13 protein-coding genes are annotated in these 14,904 nt (G+C 64.4%); 4 read left to right on the top strand and 9 right to left on the bottom strand.

Going from position 1 to position 14,904, the window contains the following annotated elements; translation table 11 throughout:
- The first annotated feature begins 4 nt into the window (after positions 1–4).
- Entirely contained in the window at positions 5–727 is a 723-nt protein-coding gene (locus FHS48_RS04525) for a DUF599 domain-containing protein (RefSeq protein WP_260402337.1), read from the top strand.
- On the opposite strand, the gene FHS48_RS04520 is transcribed toward FHS48_RS04525, so the two are convergent.
- The 5 genes from FHS48_RS04520 to FHS48_RS04500 all read right to left on the bottom strand — a co-directional run bounded on the left by FHS48_RS04520 (position 719) and on the right by FHS48_RS04500 (position 5,479).
- Entirely contained in the window at positions 719–2,044 is a 1,326-nt protein-coding gene (locus FHS48_RS04520; RefSeq protein WP_260402336.1) for a chloride channel protein, read from the bottom strand. The two genes, FHS48_RS04525 and FHS48_RS04520, sit on opposite strands and share 9 nt — an antisense overlap.
- A 221-nt stretch (positions 2,045–2,265) precedes the next feature.
- Positions 2,266–2,991 (bottom strand): ABC transporter permease, encoded by a 726-nt coding sequence (locus FHS48_RS04515; RefSeq protein ID WP_184261825.1) that lies wholly within the window; start codon positions 2,989–2,991, stop codon positions 2,266–2,268.
- A 17-nt stretch (positions 2,992–3,008) separates the two neighbouring features.
- Positions 3,009–3,677: an ABC transporter permease gene (locus FHS48_RS04510; protein ID WP_184261824.1), complete on the bottom strand. Its 669-nt coding sequence runs from the start codon at positions 3,675–3,677 to the stop codon at positions 3,009–3,011.
- A gap of 95 nt (positions 3,678–3,772) precedes the next feature.
- Complete coding sequence (locus tag FHS48_RS04505; protein ID WP_184261822.1) at positions 3,773–4,531, bottom strand: ABC transporter substrate-binding protein; 759 nt, start codon at positions 4,529–4,531, stop codon at positions 3,773–3,775.
- A 156-nt stretch (positions 4,532–4,687) separates the two neighbouring features.
- The gene (locus FHS48_RS04500; protein WP_184261821.1) at positions 4,688–5,479 is read right to left on the bottom strand and encodes an ABC transporter ATP-binding protein; all 792 of its coding nucleotides are present in this window, start codon (positions 5,477–5,479) and stop codon (positions 4,688–4,690) included.
- Between the two features lie 514 nt (positions 5,480–5,993).
- Here FHS48_RS04500 and FHS48_RS04495 point away from each other — a divergent pair.
- The gene (locus FHS48_RS04495) at positions 5,994–7,028 is read left to right on the top strand and encodes a threonine aldolase family protein (protein ID WP_184261820.1); all 1,035 of its coding nucleotides are present in this window, start codon (positions 5,994–5,996) and stop codon (positions 7,026–7,028) included.
- Positions 7,029–7,215: 187 nt separating this feature from the next.
- On the opposite strand, the gene FHS48_RS04490 is transcribed toward FHS48_RS04495, so the two are convergent.
- Complete coding sequence (locus FHS48_RS04490) at positions 7,216–7,815, bottom strand: LysE family translocator (RefSeq protein ID WP_184261819.1); 600 nt, start codon at positions 7,813–7,815, stop codon at positions 7,216–7,218.
- A 112-nt stretch (positions 7,816–7,927) separates the two neighbouring features.
- Here FHS48_RS04490 and gcvA point away from each other — a divergent pair, with 112 nt between their 5' ends.
- On the top strand, positions 7,928–8,842 hold the full coding sequence (gcvA, locus tag FHS48_RS04485; protein ID WP_184261818.1) for a transcriptional regulator GcvA: 915 nt from the start codon (positions 7,928–7,930) through the stop codon (positions 8,840–8,842).
- Between the two features lie 142 nt (positions 8,843–8,984).
- On the top strand, positions 8,985–11,609 hold the full coding sequence (alaS, locus tag FHS48_RS04480; RefSeq protein WP_184261817.1) for an alanine--tRNA ligase: 2,625 nt from the start codon (positions 8,985–8,987) through the stop codon (positions 11,607–11,609).
- A gap of 84 nt (positions 11,610–11,693) precedes the next feature.
- On the opposite strand, the gene FHS48_RS04475 is transcribed toward alaS, so the two are convergent.
- From FHS48_RS04475 to FHS48_RS04465, 3 genes are all read right to left on the bottom strand, one after another.
- On the bottom strand, positions 11,694–12,875 hold the full coding sequence (locus tag FHS48_RS04475; RefSeq protein ID WP_184261816.1) for an MFS transporter: 1,182 nt from the start codon (positions 12,873–12,875) through the stop codon (positions 11,694–11,696).
- A 22-nt stretch (positions 12,876–12,897) separates the two neighbouring features.
- Positions 12,898–13,953, bottom strand: coding sequence for a GlxA family transcriptional regulator (locus tag FHS48_RS04470; protein WP_184261815.1), 1,056 nt, complete (start codon positions 13,951–13,953; stop codon positions 12,898–12,900).
- A gap of 117 nt (positions 13,954–14,070) precedes the next feature.
- The gene (locus FHS48_RS04465) at positions 14,071–14,778 is read right to left on the bottom strand and encodes a cytochrome b/b6 domain-containing protein (protein WP_260402335.1); all 708 of its coding nucleotides are present in this window, start codon (positions 14,776–14,778) and stop codon (positions 14,071–14,073) included.
- Between the last annotated feature and the right edge of the window lie 126 nt (positions 14,779–14,904).

The raw sequence follows: 14,904 nt of genomic DNA, 5'->3' as shown, positions 1-14,904 counted from the left end.
GCCGATGGGACGGATGGGGCTGGACTGGGTGACTCCCTACGACACTGCGGCATTGCTGTGGTTTCTGGTGCTGTGGGTTGGCTACACCCTCTACACGGACCATACACCGGCCCGGCACCGCACCATCTCCAGCGCCATCAGCAGACGGCGGACCCTGTGGCTGCGGGAAGCCGGGCACCGTGACCTCCGCATGATTGATACCGCTATTCTCGGCAACCTGATCACCGGCGTTGGATTCTTCGCTTCCACCACCATTCTGGTGATCGGCGGCCTGATGGCAATGATGGGGGTGACCGCACAGGTCCGTACCGCGCTGTCCAGCCTGCCTCTGGCAGGGGCTGCCAGTGAAGCGGCACTGGAGGCCAAGATCGCCTTCCTTCTGGCGATCTTCATTTACGCCTTCTTCAAGTTCGCCTGGGCCTTCCGGTTGGCCAACTACTGCTCCATCACGGTCGGTTGCCTGCCTGCCTCGGCCCATGCGGACAGCGAACGCTCACGGGCGATTTCGCAGGCGGCGGCAGTCCTCAGCATCCGTTCCGGCCATCACTTCAACCGAGGCCTCCGCGCCTATTTCTTCGCCCTTGGCGCCCTCGGCTGGCTGGTCCACCCATGGCTGTTTGCCCTGGTCTCAACCGGCGTGGTCATCGTCCTGTATCGCCGGGAATTCAATTCTCAGGCCGTCATCGAGCTACGACGGCTGGAAGAGACTGAAAGCCGTTCAGACTGAAGCGCCTTCTGTCTTTTTCGGAACCTGCACCCGGTTCAGGAAACCATGGGCCATCGCCTTGTAGAACGGCTCCGGGCAGACAATCTTCGAAACAGCATAGGCAATAACGGCGGTTGCCATCAGCGGAATGGTCATTTCACTGTTGTCCGTCATCTCCAGCACAATCACCACTGCCGTAATCGGTGCCTGAACGACGCCGGAGAAATACCCAACCATCCCCAGCAGGACAACAGCTTCAACCGGTGCCGACGGCAGCCACGGTGCCACCGAGGCCCCCAGACCGGCCCCGATCGACAGGGAAGGCGCAAAAATCCCCCCGGGGATTCCGCTGAGGTAGGACAGAACCGTTGCCGCCATCTTTTCCACGGCAAAAGTCGGGGAAAGCCCGGAGCCCGTCAGGAAACCCTTTGCCTGCTCGTACCCGGTGCCATAGGTTGCGCCCCCGGAAATGATCCCGATGATGGCAATCAGCAGGCCGCACAGGGCCGCGAAGCGGACCGGAGACTCCCGCCGGAAGGCCCCCAGACGTCCCGGCAGGCCACGACGGGACGCCAGAATCAGCCCTTGGCTGAAGATCCCACCCGCCAAGCCACCGACAATCCCGCAGGCCAGAACCGCCACCCAGGCATGCCCCAGTACCAGCCCCACCGAAGTGACCCCAAAATAACGGTAATTGCCAAGGACGGCCATCGAGGTCACACCAGCCAGAATGACCGCTGTCAGGACCAGACCATTGGTCCGGGCCTCGAAGGAACGACTCAGCTCTTCAATCGCAAACACAACCCCGGCCAAAGGCGTGTTGAAGGCAGCAGCAACTCCGGCGGCCCCACCCCCCAGAATCAGCCCCCGCTGCATTTCAATCCGGGTCATATGCATCTTCTGGCCCAGCGTATGCAGGATCGCCGCACCAATCTGGACAGTCGGCCCTTCACGCCCCACGGATGCGCCACCGCAGAGTCCCAGCACAGTCAGGAAAATCTTGCCAATGGCAATTCGCAACGACAGAACCTTGCTGCGGGCTTCCGGATCGATCATCTCCAGCGCAGCAATGGTCTGCGGGATCCCGCTACCCTCAGCCCCCGGAAAAACCCGCTGGGTCAGCAGGACCCCGACAGCCAGCGTCAGCGGCGTCGCCAGAAGCATCAAAAAAGGACTGACCGCTTCAACATTCTGAAAGATATGGGTCGCCAGATCAGCAAGCCACGCAAACCCGATCGCCACCAGCCCCACGGTCAGGGCTCCTCCCCAGAAGACAGTCCTTTGCAGCCACTTGCGCGACTGTAAACGCAGGTAACGCTGGAAACGGGGAACTCTCATGGACAGGGATCCAGATGCCATGGCGGGGACGTCGGAAGATGGGCAGCATAGCCCCCGTCATAGAATTGAAACAAGGTAAGGTTTTTCATGACAGGACTGTCCTCACCGCAGCCTTCCCCACAAAAAGCCAACCGGACAGACAGAAACACCCTGCGGTTTTTACCACGGGGTGTCTCACTCCGGATTTCCGGGTCAATCATTCCGCAGGCAAGGGTCCGGTATCACACCGGTCCGGCATCCTCCGCCTTCACCGGCAGACGCGGCGGCGTAATCGACAACCGCTTCTCCACCCGCTTCAGCACCCATGTCACCCCGTACACGATGATCAGATACAGGATCCCGGCGGCCAGAAACACCTCCACCGGCTTATAGGTGCGGGCAACAATCTTGCGCGCCATCCCGGTCAGGTCGAGCAGGGTGATGGTCGAGGCCAGCGCCGACCCCTTGATCATAAAGATGATCTCGTTGCCATAGGCTGGCAGGGCAATCCGGAACGCGCGCGGCAGGATAATCCGCCGGAACGCCTGCACCCGGGTCATGCCGATTGCCTTGGCCGCCTCAATCTCGCCGAACGGCACCGCCATGATCGCCCCCCGGACGATTTCGGCGGAATAGGCGGCAGTGTTGAGAGTAAAGGCGATCAGCGCACACCAGTAGGCTTCCCGCAGGATCGGCCACAACAACGGGCTATTGCGCACCACCTCGAAAGAGCCCAGCCCGTAATAGATCAGGAAGATCTGCACCAGCAGCGGCGTCCCCCGGAAGAAGAACACGTAGGAAAACGGCAGGGCCTGCACCAGCGGGTTGCGGCTGGTGCGCAGGATTGCCACCGGAACGGCAATGAAAAAGCCCAGCGCCACCGCCACCGCCACCAGTTGCAGGGTCATCCCGACCCCGGTCAGAAGCTGCGGCAGGCTTGCAATAATCAGTTCGAAACTGAAATCCATAATCTGTCCCCCCTCCCTTACGCCGTGCGCCGGATGCCACGGTTGGCCCGGCGTTCCAGAAGGTGCAGGGTCAGCGTCGTCACGGCGGTCAGCAGCAGGTACAGCACCGCCGCCGCCGCATACATGGTAAAGGAATCCTTGGTGACACTGCGGGCGATATCGGCCTTGCGCATCAGGTCATCAACCCCGATCACCGACACCAGCGCGGTGTCCTTCAGCAGGCTGAGGAACAGGTTGCCAAGCCCCGGCAGGGCCAGCCGCCACACCTGCGGCAGCACAATCCGCCGCATGATCTTGATCCCTGACAGGCCGACCGCCTTCCCGGCCTCGATCTGCCCCGGCGGAATCGACTGAAACGCCCCCCGGAACACTTCCGTCGCATAGGCCCCGAAAGTGGTGGCCAGCGCCAGAGACCCGGCGGTGAAGGCGTTCAGCTCCGCATCCTCGGAAAACTGTGCCAGAATCAGCGATCCGCCGAAAAAGGCGATCAGCACCACCAGAAACTCCGGCAATCCCCGGAAAATCGTGGTGTACACCTCCGCCACGCCGCGCACCGCCCGGTTTCCGTAAACCTTGGCGATCCCGCCGCTGAGGCCGAGGATCAATCCGACCCCCAGCGCCACCAGTGCAACCTGCACGGTGATCGCCAGTCCGGCCAGCAACTGCGGTCCAAATCCTTGCAGCACGCCTAACCTGCCTGAAAATCTATGAGACTGTGAGGAACCGGTCCAAATAGAAACGGGGGCGGCCCCGGCAGGAGCCGCCCCCGTTCCCCCCGGACTCAGTAAATGTCGAACGGGAAGTACTTGGCGTTGATCTTGGCATAGGTGCCATTGGCACGGATCGCCTTGATCGCCGCGTTCAGCTTCTCGCGCAGGGCATCGTTCTTGCGCACGGCAATCCCGATCTTGTCGTCGTCATACACGACCTTGCCCTTGTATTCGAAGGCCTTGCCGGCATCGCTTTGCAGCCAGTCATAGGTGACATAGACGTCGTTCAGCACCACGTCGGTGCGCCCGGCGGCCAGATCGAGGAAGGCTTCTTCCTGCGTGCCGTACAGCTTGGTCTCGATGCCCGGCATGTTCTTTTCCATCCATTCGGAGGAAATGGTGGCACGTTGGGCGCCCACAGCCTTGCCCTTCAGGCCATCGGCGGTCAGGGTGTAGTCCACACCCTTCTTGGCCACAAACTGGAGCTTGTTGGAATAGTACGGGTCGGTGAAATCAACCGCCTTCTTACGTTCGTCGGTGATCGACATCGACGACACGATGGCATCGTACTTCTTCGCCAGCAGGCCGGGGATGATACCGTCCCAGTCCTGAGTGACGATCTGGCATTCCACCTTCATTTCGGCGCACAGGGCATTGGCGATATCGACGTCAAAGCCGATCGCCTTGCCTTCCTTGCTCATGGCGCTGAACGGAGGGAAAGCGCCCTCGGTGGCAATCTTGATCTTCTGGGCGGCCTGCGCGGCGGTGGCACCGGTCATCAGGGCAGCAACGGCGGCAACCGCCAGCAGGGACTTCTTGAAAGTGGCCACGGAAACCTCTCCTTCTTTGATGCTCCGGCTCAGACGGCCGGGTTAACCGGGGGCGGGAACAGGGCCACAGGCCACCTGCCCCCTCCCCGGAACGTGTTGGCAGGCCGGAGAGAGCAGGCACCGGGATCCGGCCCCCTGCACACCCCGGCCCGCAGGTCAGTGCAGATGGCTGGACAGGAACTGTCGCAGGCGCGGCGAGTCCGGATCGACCAGCACCTTGCCGGGCGGCCCCTGTTCCTCAACCCGTCCCTGATGCAGGAACACCACCTTGTTGGAAACCTCGCGGGCAAAGCCCATTTCGTGGGTGACGATCAGCATGGTCCGGCCTTCCTCGGCCAGACCGCGCATCACCCCCAGCACTTCCGCCACCAGCTCCGGGTCAAGGGCGGAGGTCGGCTCGTCGAACAGGATCACCTGCGGGTCCATCGCCAGCGCCCGGGCAATCGCCGCCCGCTGCTGCTGGCCGCCGGACAGATGCGACGGATAGGCGTGCCGCTTGCTGTCGATGCCGACCTTGGCCAGCAGGGCCTCGGCCTTCTCAATCGCCTCTTTCTTCGACAGGCCGCGCACCTGCACCGGGCCTTCGATGACATTCTCAAGGATTGTCATGTGCGGCCACAGGTTGAAGTTCTGGAACACGAAGCCCAGACGCTGCCGCAGCTTCACCAGCTGACGGTCACTGGTCTGCAAAGTGCCGTTGCGCTTCTGGCGCACCTCGATCTGTTCCCCGCCGACCCGGATCCGTCCGGCATCCGGGGTTTCGAGGAAATTGATACAGCGCAGGAAAGTACTCTTGCCCGAACCCGAAGAGCCGATGATCGAAATCACGTCACCGTCATAAGCAGTCAGGGAAATGCCCTTCAGCACTTCCAGCCCATGGAACTTCTTATGAATATCCTCGACTTCCAGTGCCGGGGCCCCTGCCCCTGCTCCGGCGTCCCTGTTCATGTTTTTGGTCACCTGGACCTCATTGAAAACCGCGGCTGTAGACAGACGCCCACGAACGGCCGGGAAAAGGCCGGTCCGGATCAGCGCCGTTGAACGGGCTCCGGTCAGTCCGCCCCGGATCTATCAGGGGGCATCCCGAAGGGATCAGTTTCAAGGGGCAGGCGAAGAGGTGTCAAGAAAGAAAGTTGCCGTGCAGGCAACGCTATTGCGTGGCATGGCTGAAGTCTCCCGGAGAACCGCTGTTAATCAGCGGTTTCGCATATTGATGTGAAGCCTGTTGTCTTGCGGTTTCCCTGTTTTATCGGGCCGCGTTCTTATGAAAAAAAGCCTGCCAGACACTTCCGCCAGCCGTAACCGGGCGATCTGCCCGAATAGCGTTTTTCATCCGGCGGATTGCCGAAATTTTTCGGCAAAATGTCATACGGAACAAGAAAACGCTGCACAGACACCGCCAAATCTGCTGATGATGGCGCACCGGATCCCCCCGGCCCGCCACAGCGACACAGGATTCCCCATGCTCAACTTTGCCTCTGACAACGTCGCCGGCTGCTGCCCGGAAGTGGCGCAGGCCCTGCTGGAGGCCAGCACCGGCACCACCCCGTCCTACGGCAATGACGAATGGACCCGGACCACCGAGGCCGAACTGCGGGAACTGTTTGAAAAGCCGGATCTGGTGGCCTTTCCGGTGCTGACCGGCACCGCCGCCAACTGTCTGGCGCTGGCCACCCTGTGCCCGCCGTGGGGCACCATCCTCTGCCACGCCGACTCCCACGTGAACAGTGACGAGGCCACCGCCCCCGGCCTGCTGACCGGCGGGGCCAAGCTGGTGCCGCTGACCGGGGCTGACGCCAAGCTGACCGTGGAGTCCGTGCGCGAGGCTGCCGCCACCGCCGGATCGCGGGGCGTGCACCGTGCCCCGGCCAAGGCCCTGACCCTGACGCAGGCGACCGAACTCGGCACCCTCTACCATCCGGAAGAGATCGAGGACCTGTGCAGCGCCGCCCGGGAACACGGCATGGCGGTGCATATGGACGGGGCCCGCTTTGCCAATGCGGTGATGGCCCTTGGCGTCTCCCCGGCGGACATGACCTGGCGGCTGGGGGTCGATGCCCTGTCTTTCGGGGCCACCAAGAACGGGGCCTGGGCGGCGGAAGCGGTGATCTTCTTCAACCCGGACCATGCCGAGGCCTTCCAGTACCACCGCAAGCGCGCCGGGCACCTGCTCAGCAAAAGCCGTTTCCTCGGCATTCAGCTGTCGGCCTATCTGCAAGACGGGGTGTGGCTGCGCAATGCCGCTCACGCCAACGCCATGGCGGCGATGCTGTCGGACGGGCTGACCGAGGTCCCGGGGGTGGAACTGCTGCTGCCGACCGAGATCAACGAAGTGTTTGTCCGGCTGCCGGACACGGTGCGGGCCGCCCTGATCGCCGCTGGCGTAATCGTGGCCCCATGGCCGGATCTGGGGCCGGGGGCGGTGCGGATGGTCACCGCCTTCGACACCCGGGCCGAAGACGTGGCCACGGTGATTGCCACCGCCGCCACCGCCTGAGTTTACTGTTTGTTTGGCCCCTCAGACGCCGGGCGCGGGCATCCGCCCGCTTGGCTTACGTGCCCACGCGGGCACGGGCCCTCAATGGGCCAGTCGGCCCGGCTGGGCCTCCGTTTGTCTGGCTCCTTAGACGCCGGGCGCGGGCATCCGCCCGCTTGGCTTACGTGCCCACGCGGGCACGGGCCCTTCAGACCGCCACCATATAGACGGCCACCCCGACCATCAGCCCCGCGAAGAGCAGGCCCTGAATCCGCAGGGCCTTCTCCGAGGTGAAGCGCCCGAGGATCACCTTCCCGCCGTAAATCCACGGAAAATGGCAGACAATCCCGACCAGCAGGAACGCCACGGTCAGCGCGGCCACCTGCGGGGCCAGCGCCCGGTCCGGCCGCAGGAACTGAGCGAACATCACCGCCACCATCGAATGAATCTTGACGTTCAGCAGCACGGAAATGATGCCGCTGCCCACCCCCATCCGCTCCACCTCCGGCGCTTTCTTCCCCGGGGCTGCTGACTTCAGGAATCCCCACGCCAGATACAGCACATAGGCCGCCCCAGCCCACAGCATCACCGTATGGCTTTGCGGATATTGCAGCAGCAGGGCACCAAACCCGAGGCCATAGAGCAGGCACAGCAGGATGTTGCCGATCTCAAACCCCAGCCAGAACGCCCCGGTGCCCCGCACCCCGAACCGGGCCCCGGACAGGGCCAGCACCGTATTCCCCGGTCCGGGGCTGATCACCATTGGCACCGCATACCCCAAGAACACCGCCCAGACTTCCGGTGACATCGCCTGTTCTCCTTCAAAAGGTTATCTGACCGGGGAGTTAACCGGCGTTTGCGGCGATGGGGAAATGATCTAATCTCAGGAAATGGATAAACACAGCTAATGGAAGCCGCTGATGCGCCGTCTGCCACCGCTGGGGGCGGTGCGTGCCTTTGAGGCCGCCGCCCGCCACCTGCACTTCACCCGGGCCGCCGATGAACTGGCGGTGACACAGGCCGCCATCAGCCATCAGGTGCGCCTGCTGGAAGACTGGCTGGGGCAGCCGCTGTTTGAGCGCCGGGGCCGGGTGCTGGCCCTGACCCCAGCCGGAGCCGCCTATCTCGCCGAGCTGACCCCGGCGCTGGACCGCATCGCCACCGCCAGCACCAAGGCCCGTCGTCCGGCACAGGGGCCGGTGCGGCTGACCGCCCTGCCCTCCCTCGCCACCCGCTGGCTGCTGCCGCGCCTGCCTGCCTTTCAGGCCGCGCATCCGGACATTGACCTGCAACTGACCACCACGGCTGACCTGTGGGATGGCAAGGATCCCCGGTTTGATCTGGGCCTGCGCTCCGGCCCCGGCGGCTGGCCCGGCCTGACCGCCGCCCTGCTGGCGACTGAGACCCTGACCCCGCTGTGCAGTCCGGTTCTGAGGCAGACCCTGCCCACCCCCTGCACACCGCCGGATCTGCTGCGCCTGCCCCTGCTGCACGACACCCCGAAAGGCAATTGGAACCGCTGGTTTGCCGCCGCCGGATACCCGGACCTGCCGGTACCCACCGGGCTGAACCTGAGCGATTCAGCCCTCGCCCTTCAGGCCGCCGCCGACGGACAGGGGATCGCCCTCGGACGGCTGTTTCTGGCAGCGGAGGACCTGCGGACCGGGCGGCTGGTGATGCCCTGCCCGGACCGGAGGATTGCCAACGATTATGCCTACTGGCTGGTGTGGCCCCCGCGCCATGACAGGACCCCGGCCATCGCCGCCGTCCGCAACTGGATTCTCCAGACAGCGGGGGCTGCTCCCCCACCAAAAGAACACCCGGCAGAACGCTAAGAAAACAGACGGATCGCTGGACAGGCTGCATCTTCCCCCGTAAAACGGGGGTTCATTTCTTTCAAGGAACAGCCCCGGCACAGGCCGCCGCGGGCTTTCGCGCCCGTAGTATGAAGCGCCTGTCGTGTGAAAGTGTGCCGCCATGAAGACGACCAACGATATTCGCACCACGTTTCTGGATTACTTCGCCCGGAATGGTCACGAGGTGATTGACTCCAGCCCGCTGGTCCCCCGCAACGACCCGACGCTGATGTTCACCAACGCCGGGATGGTGCAGTTCAAAAACGTCTTCACCGGGCAGGAACACCGCCCCTATTCCCGCGCCACCACCTCGCAGAAGTGCGTACGCGCCGGGGGCAAGCATAACGACCTTGATAACGTCGGCTACACCGCCCGCCACCACACCTTCTTTGAAATGCTGGGGAACTTCTCCTTCGGCGACTATTTCAAGGATGACGCGATCGCCTTCGCCTGGAACCTGATCACCAAGGAATTCGGCCTGCCGAAGGACAAGCTTCTGGTCACCGTGCATTCCAGCGACGAAGACGCCGCCGGGATCTGGAAAAAGGTGGCCGGTCTGTCCGATGACCGCATCATCCGCATCCCGACCAGCGACAACTTCTGGATGATGGGCGAAACCGGCCCCTGCGGCCCGTGCTCGGAAATCTTCTTCGACCACGGCGATAAGGTGTGGGGCGGCCCGCCCGGCAGCGCCGAGCAGGATGGCGACCGCTTCATCGAAATCTGGAACCTCGTGTTCATGCAGTATGAACAGGTTGATGCCAACACCCGCATCAGCCTGCCCAAGCCGTCGATTGACACCGGCATGGGGCTGGAACGTCTGGCCGCCGTCCTTCAGGGCCAGCACGACAACTACGACATCGACCTGATGCGCGGCCTGATCGAAGCGATCGCCGATGCCGCCAGCACCGATCCGAACGGCCCGCACAAGGTCAGCCACCGGGTGATCGCCGACCATCTGCGTTCCACCTGTTTCCTGATCGCTGACGGCGTGCTGCCGTCCAACGAAGGCCGTGGCTATGTGCTGCGCCGCATCATGCGCCGCGCCATGCGCCATGCGCATATGATGGGCTGTCAGGACCCGCTGATGTACAAGCTGGTTCCGGCACTGGTGCGCCGCATGGGGCAGGCCTTCCCGGAACTGGAACGGGCACAGGCCCTGATTACCGAAACCCTGAAGCTGGAAGAAACCCGCTTCAAGCAGATGCTGGAACGCGGCCTGCGCCTGCTCGACGGCGAAAAGTCCAAGCTGGTCAGCGGCGGTACCCTGCCGGGCGAGGTCGCCTTCACCCTGTATGACACCTACGGCTTCCCGCTGGACCTGACGCAGGACGCCCTGCGCGGTGACGGCTATGCGGTTGATACCGATGGCTTCAACGCCGCCATGGAAGAAGCCCGGGCCAAGGCCCGCAAGTCGTGGGCCGGATCGGGCGAAGCCGCCACCGAAAAGGTGTGGTTCGAGCTGCGCGAACAGGTCGGTGCCACCGAATTCCTCGGTTACTCCACCGAGACCGCTGAAGGTCAGGTGGTGGCGCTGGTGGTTGACGGGCAGCCGGTGCAGTCCGCCGAAAAGGGCCAGACCGTTGCCGTCATCGTCAACCAGACCCCGTTCTACGGCGAGTCCGGCGGCCAGACCGGCGACCATGGCGTGATCACCGTATCCGACGGCAAGGGCCATGTCACCGTCACCGACACCCAGAAGAAGCTGGGCGATCTGGTGGTGCACATCGGCACCGTCACCGATGGCAGCATCCATGTCGGGGCCGCGGCCTTCCTGAACGTTGATGGGGCCTACCGCTCTGCCGTGCGGGCCAACCACTCCGCCACCCACCTGCTGCACGCCGCCCTGCGCCATAAGCTGGGCGAGCATGTGACCCAGAAGGGCTCGCTGGTGGATGCCGAACGCCTGCGCTTCGACATCTCCCACCCCAAGGCGATCACCGCCGAGGAACTGGCGGCGGTCGAAGTGGCGGTCAACGCCGAGATCCGCGCCAACGTCGAGGTTGCCACCAAGCTGATGGATCCGGAGTCGGCGATCAAGGCCGGGGCGATGGCGCTGTTCGGTGAAAAGTATGGCGATGAAGTCCGGGTTGTCACCATGGGCGGGTTCTCCACCGAACTGTGCGGCGGCACCCACGTCCGCCGGACCGGCGATATCGGCCTGTTGAAAATCATCGCCGAAAGCGCCGTCGCCTCCGGCGTGCGCCGTATCGAAGCCGTCACCGGTGCCGGGGCGCTGAGCTGGGTGGCCGAACGCGACAGCCACCTGCTGCGCGCCACCGATGCCCTGAAGGCCCAGCCGTCGGAACTGGCCGACCGCATCACCGCCCTGATGGACGAGAAGCGCCGGCTGGAAAAGGATCTGGAAGACGCCCGCAAGAAGCTGGCCCTCGGCGGGGCGGGTGGCGGATCGTCGGAAAAGACCGTCAATGGCATCACCTATGCCCCGCGCCTGCTGGATGGCGTTCCGGCCCGGGACCTGAAGCCGATTGCTGACGAACTGGTGAAGCAGCTCGGCTCCGCCGTCATCGCGCTGGTGTCGGTGATCGATGGAAAGGCCAATCTGGTGATTGCCGTCACCGCTGACCTGAAGGACCGCTTCAACGCCGTCGATCTGGTCCGCGCCGGTTCGGAAGCCGTTGGCGGCAAGGGCGGCGGTGGCCGTCCGGACATGGCGCAGGCCGGTGGCCCGGATGGCGATAAGGCGCAGGCCGCGCTGGACGCCATTGAAGCCCTGCTGGCGTAAGACAGTCAGCCCTCTGTTAAAGATAAAACCCCCGCCGGAGCGCTCCGGCGGGGGTTTTGTCATGGGCGGCAGATCATCCGCCTGTCAGTCCCCTTCAGCGGTCCGCAGCCGGGGCAGAGACGCAGAAGCCAGCACCAGCATCGCCACCGCCAGAACCGGAACGATACCAAGATTGACGGCACTCCAGCCGGTTCCGGCGATCAGGGCCCCGGAGGCCAGCGCCCCGAAGGCCCCGACCGATCCATTCCCCAGTTCCATCAGGCCCTGCGCCGCCCCGCGTTCTTCCGGGGTGTGCCCTTCGCCCAGCAGGGTGGTCCCCGCCACCATCATCAGGTTCCAGCCCGCCCCCAGCAGCACCGATGCCACCAGAAAGTTGAGGAAGGCGACATCGCTCAGGGCCAGCGCCATACTGGATAGCAACAGGACCACCCCGGCCAGCGCCACCCGGCGGCTGCCGAAACGGTCCACCAGCGGGCCGGACAGGAACCCCGGCAGAAACATTCCCAGCACATGCCACTGAATCACCATGGCGGTGTCATCGACCCCGAAGGAACAGAACTGCATCGCCAGCGGCGTCGCGTTCATCACCAGCACCATGATGCCATGCCCGGCGGCGGTGATCGCCACCGCCGCCCGCACCAGCGGCCGCTTCAGCAGCGCTCCGGCCAGCCCGGGCTGACGGGTGGCCACCGCCGCCTGCGCCGGATTCTTCAGAAACAGCAGGATCACGATCACCGCCAGACCCAGCGCCGCCATCATCAGGAAGGACCCGGCAAAGGGCACCACCAGCGCGTTGCGGCTCCACAGGCCCAGTGACGGGGCGATCAGGGCGGCAACCACCCCGCCGCCCAAAACGTAGGAGGCTGCCTTGCCCTTATCGCCCAGCCCGACCGCATCCTGCGCGGTAAAGCGGAAGAAGTTGGACGATGCCGCAAACGGCCCGATCAGCGCCGACCCCAGACAGACCAGCCAGAACGATGCCAGCATCACTCCGGCGAAGATCACCAGCGCCCCAAGGGTACCGCTGACCGCCCCGGCCAGCAGACCGGCCCGGCGGCCTTTCTGCTGCATGAAGCGGGACAGCGGCTGAACCACCAGCAGGGTTGCCAGCAGCATCAGGGCCAGCGGCGCCGTTGCCGCCCCGGCCACCGGGGATAATTGCAGCCCGATCAGGGACAGCAGGGTAAAGCCGATGACGATACAGCTCATGTACAGCACCTGCGCCACAAACAGCAGGCGGATCGTCGGATTTGATAACAACAGCATGGCAGGTCTCACAGCGGGGGAGTCAAAACAGGGGTGTCGGAACACCAGCAGATCCGGACGGGCCGCCAAAACGGCGGGCATAGTCAGCCGGGCTGAGTTTCAGGGTTTTCTGGAAAGCCCGGCGCAGGGCTTCCGGGTGGTCATAGCCGCAGCGGCGGGCCACCTCGGCCACCGGAATGGATCCAGTATGCAGCAATCCCCGCGCCGCTTCCAGCCGCAGGCTTTCCACATACCGGCCCGGCGGCTGTCCGGTGGCCTGCTGAAACCGGCGGATAAAGGTCCGCTCGGTCATCCCGCAGCGCTCCGCCAGACGGTCCAGCGTCAGGGACTCGGCCAGATGTTCCGGCAGCCAGTCCAGCAGGGTGAGAATTCTGTCATCGGCACTGGAGGACCGGGTTCCCGGCGGACCCAGATGCGCCGAGAACTGGGCCTGATCCCCCGGACGGCGCAGAAACAGCACCAGATAGCGGGCCACCGCCAAGGCCATCGCCGGTCCGGCATCGGCTTCCAGCAGGGCCAGCGCCAGATCAATCCCCGCCGTCACCCCGGCCGAGGTGAAGACGTGCGGGTCCCCGGCTTTCCCGGAGGCATCATAGGTATGCAGCCGGTCAATCTCCAGCCGCAGACCGTCATAGCGTCCGATGTCCCGTTCCCGGCACCAGTGGGTCGTCACCGCCCGGCCGTGCAGCAACCCGGCTTCCGCCAGCAGCAACGCCCCGGAACAGACCGACCCCAGACGCCGCACCTGCGGTTCCACCCGCCGCAGCCAGCCGAGGCAGTCCGGGTCCTGACGGATCGCATCCACCCCATTGCCTCCGGCAACCAGCAGGGTATCGACTCCGCACGGGTTCCACTCCGCGATGCCGGAATCGGCCACCAGCCGCAGCCCGGAGGAGGTTTCCACCGCCCCGGCCTGCGGCCCGACCGTCTCCAGCCGGTACAGCGGCGGTAGCCCCTGCCGGGAGGCAACCTCATTGGCGCTGGCAAAGACCTGCATCGGCCCGGTGACATCCAGCGCCATCACCTGTGGAAACATGAAACACGCCACACGGCGCGGATTTGGCGGACGGGTGTCCATCAGCGTCAGCCCCAACAGCGGAAACGGCCCCCGGATCAACACCGGAGGCCGTCAGTATGCCGGGCAGACCGGCTGTCAACAATGACAGCAATCCCCCCTATTTTGCCAAAGAAGGGATCAGCCGCCGAACAGCTTTGCCAGATGCGGAACCCCGCCGAAAACCACCCCGGCCGAAACTGCCAGCAGCACGAGTGCCAGCAGCGGCGACACCATGCGCGGGGCCGGTTCCCCCGGCGGCAGGCTGGACCGGTCCTTGTAACCGGTCACCATCGGCTTCACCAGATTCTCGCCCTTCAGGCGATAGACCACCACCGCGCAGATATGCACCACCACCAGCGCGATCAGCGCATCAGCGATCAGCCCGTGTACCCCGGTCAGGGTATCGGACAGGTCCTTGCCGACCGCAGCGGCCAGCGGCCCTTCCGAGAGAATGTCATCATTGGCGAACAGACCGGTGCCCGCCTGTAGCAGAAGGACGGTCAGCACCCCAAGGATCATCAGCGCCCCGGCCGGATTGTGCCCGGTGAACAGCGGATGTTGTCCGGAGCGGACCGCCTTCAGATAGGCAATCACCGCGCCCGGCCCCCGGACAAAGGAGGAAAACCGCGCCGTGGACGACCCGACCAGCCCCCACAGCACGCGATACAGCACCAACGACAGCACCACCTGCCCCAGCAGCATGTGCAGGTCGGTGTTCATCAGGGTCTTTCCGCCGGGAAGGGGCAGATCAACGCCGCCGACCGTGCCGGAAATCCACAGCACCGCAAACAGCAGCACCAGAACCCAGTGAAACACCCGGGTCGGGAGATCCCATACCTTAACCATCTTTTCTCCTGCTCCCTGTCTCTCTGTCCCCAGCCGAAAGGGGCACGCCATCATCAAAGGGGTCTGCCACCGCACGGGCAGGTCATTCCGCCCTTATGCACAGCCCCGGCTGAACAGAACCTTAAG

This window comes from Novispirillum itersonii (assembly GCF_014205675.1).
GTDB classification, from domain to species: domain Bacteria; phylum Pseudomonadota; class Alphaproteobacteria; order Rhodospirillales; family Rhodospirillaceae; genus Novispirillum; species Novispirillum itersonii_A.
Note: the sequence above shows the minus strand (reverse complement) of the source record. Positions and strands in the feature narration are given on the sequence as shown.

Bases quoted from the DNA above. Each gene is read 5' to 3' on its own strand.
- FHS48_RS04525 (WP_260402337.1), top strand. From the start codon at position 5: ATGGGACGGATGGGGCTGGACTGGGTGACTCCCTACGACACTGCGGCA.
- FHS48_RS04520 (WP_260402336.1), bottom strand. From the start codon at position 2,044: ATGAGAGTTCCCCGTTTCCAGCGTTACCTGCGTTTACAGTCGCGCAAG.
- FHS48_RS04515 (WP_184261825.1), bottom strand. From the start codon at position 2,991: ATGGATTTCAGTTTCGAACTGATTATTGCAAGCCTGCCGCAGCTTCTG.
- FHS48_RS04500 (WP_184261821.1), bottom strand. From the start codon at position 5,479: ATGAACAGGGACGCCGGAGCAGGGGCAGGGGCCCCGGCACTGGAAGTC.
- FHS48_RS04495 (WP_184261820.1), top strand. From the start codon at position 5,994: ATGCTCAACTTTGCCTCTGACAACGTCGCCGGCTGCTGCCCGGAAGTG.
- FHS48_RS04490 (WP_184261819.1), bottom strand. From the start codon at position 7,815: ATGTCACCGGAAGTCTGGGCGGTGTTCTTGGGGTATGCGGTGCCAATG.
- gcvA (WP_184261818.1), top strand. From the start codon at position 7,928: ATGCGCCGTCTGCCACCGCTGGGGGCGGTGCGTGCCTTTGAGGCCGCC.
- alaS (WP_184261817.1), top strand. From the start codon at position 8,985: ATGAAGACGACCAACGATATTCGCACCACGTTTCTGGATTACTTCGCC.
- FHS48_RS04475 (WP_184261816.1), bottom strand. From the start codon at position 12,875: ATGCTGTTGTTATCAAATCCGACGATCCGCCTGCTGTTTGTGGCGCAG.
- FHS48_RS04470 (WP_184261815.1), bottom strand. From the start codon at position 13,953: ATGGACACCCGTCCGCCAAATCCGCGCCGTGTGGCGTGTTTCATGTTT.
- FHS48_RS04465 (WP_260402335.1), bottom strand. From the start codon at position 14,778: ATGGTTAAGGTATGGGATCTCCCGACCCGGGTGTTTCACTGGGTTCTG.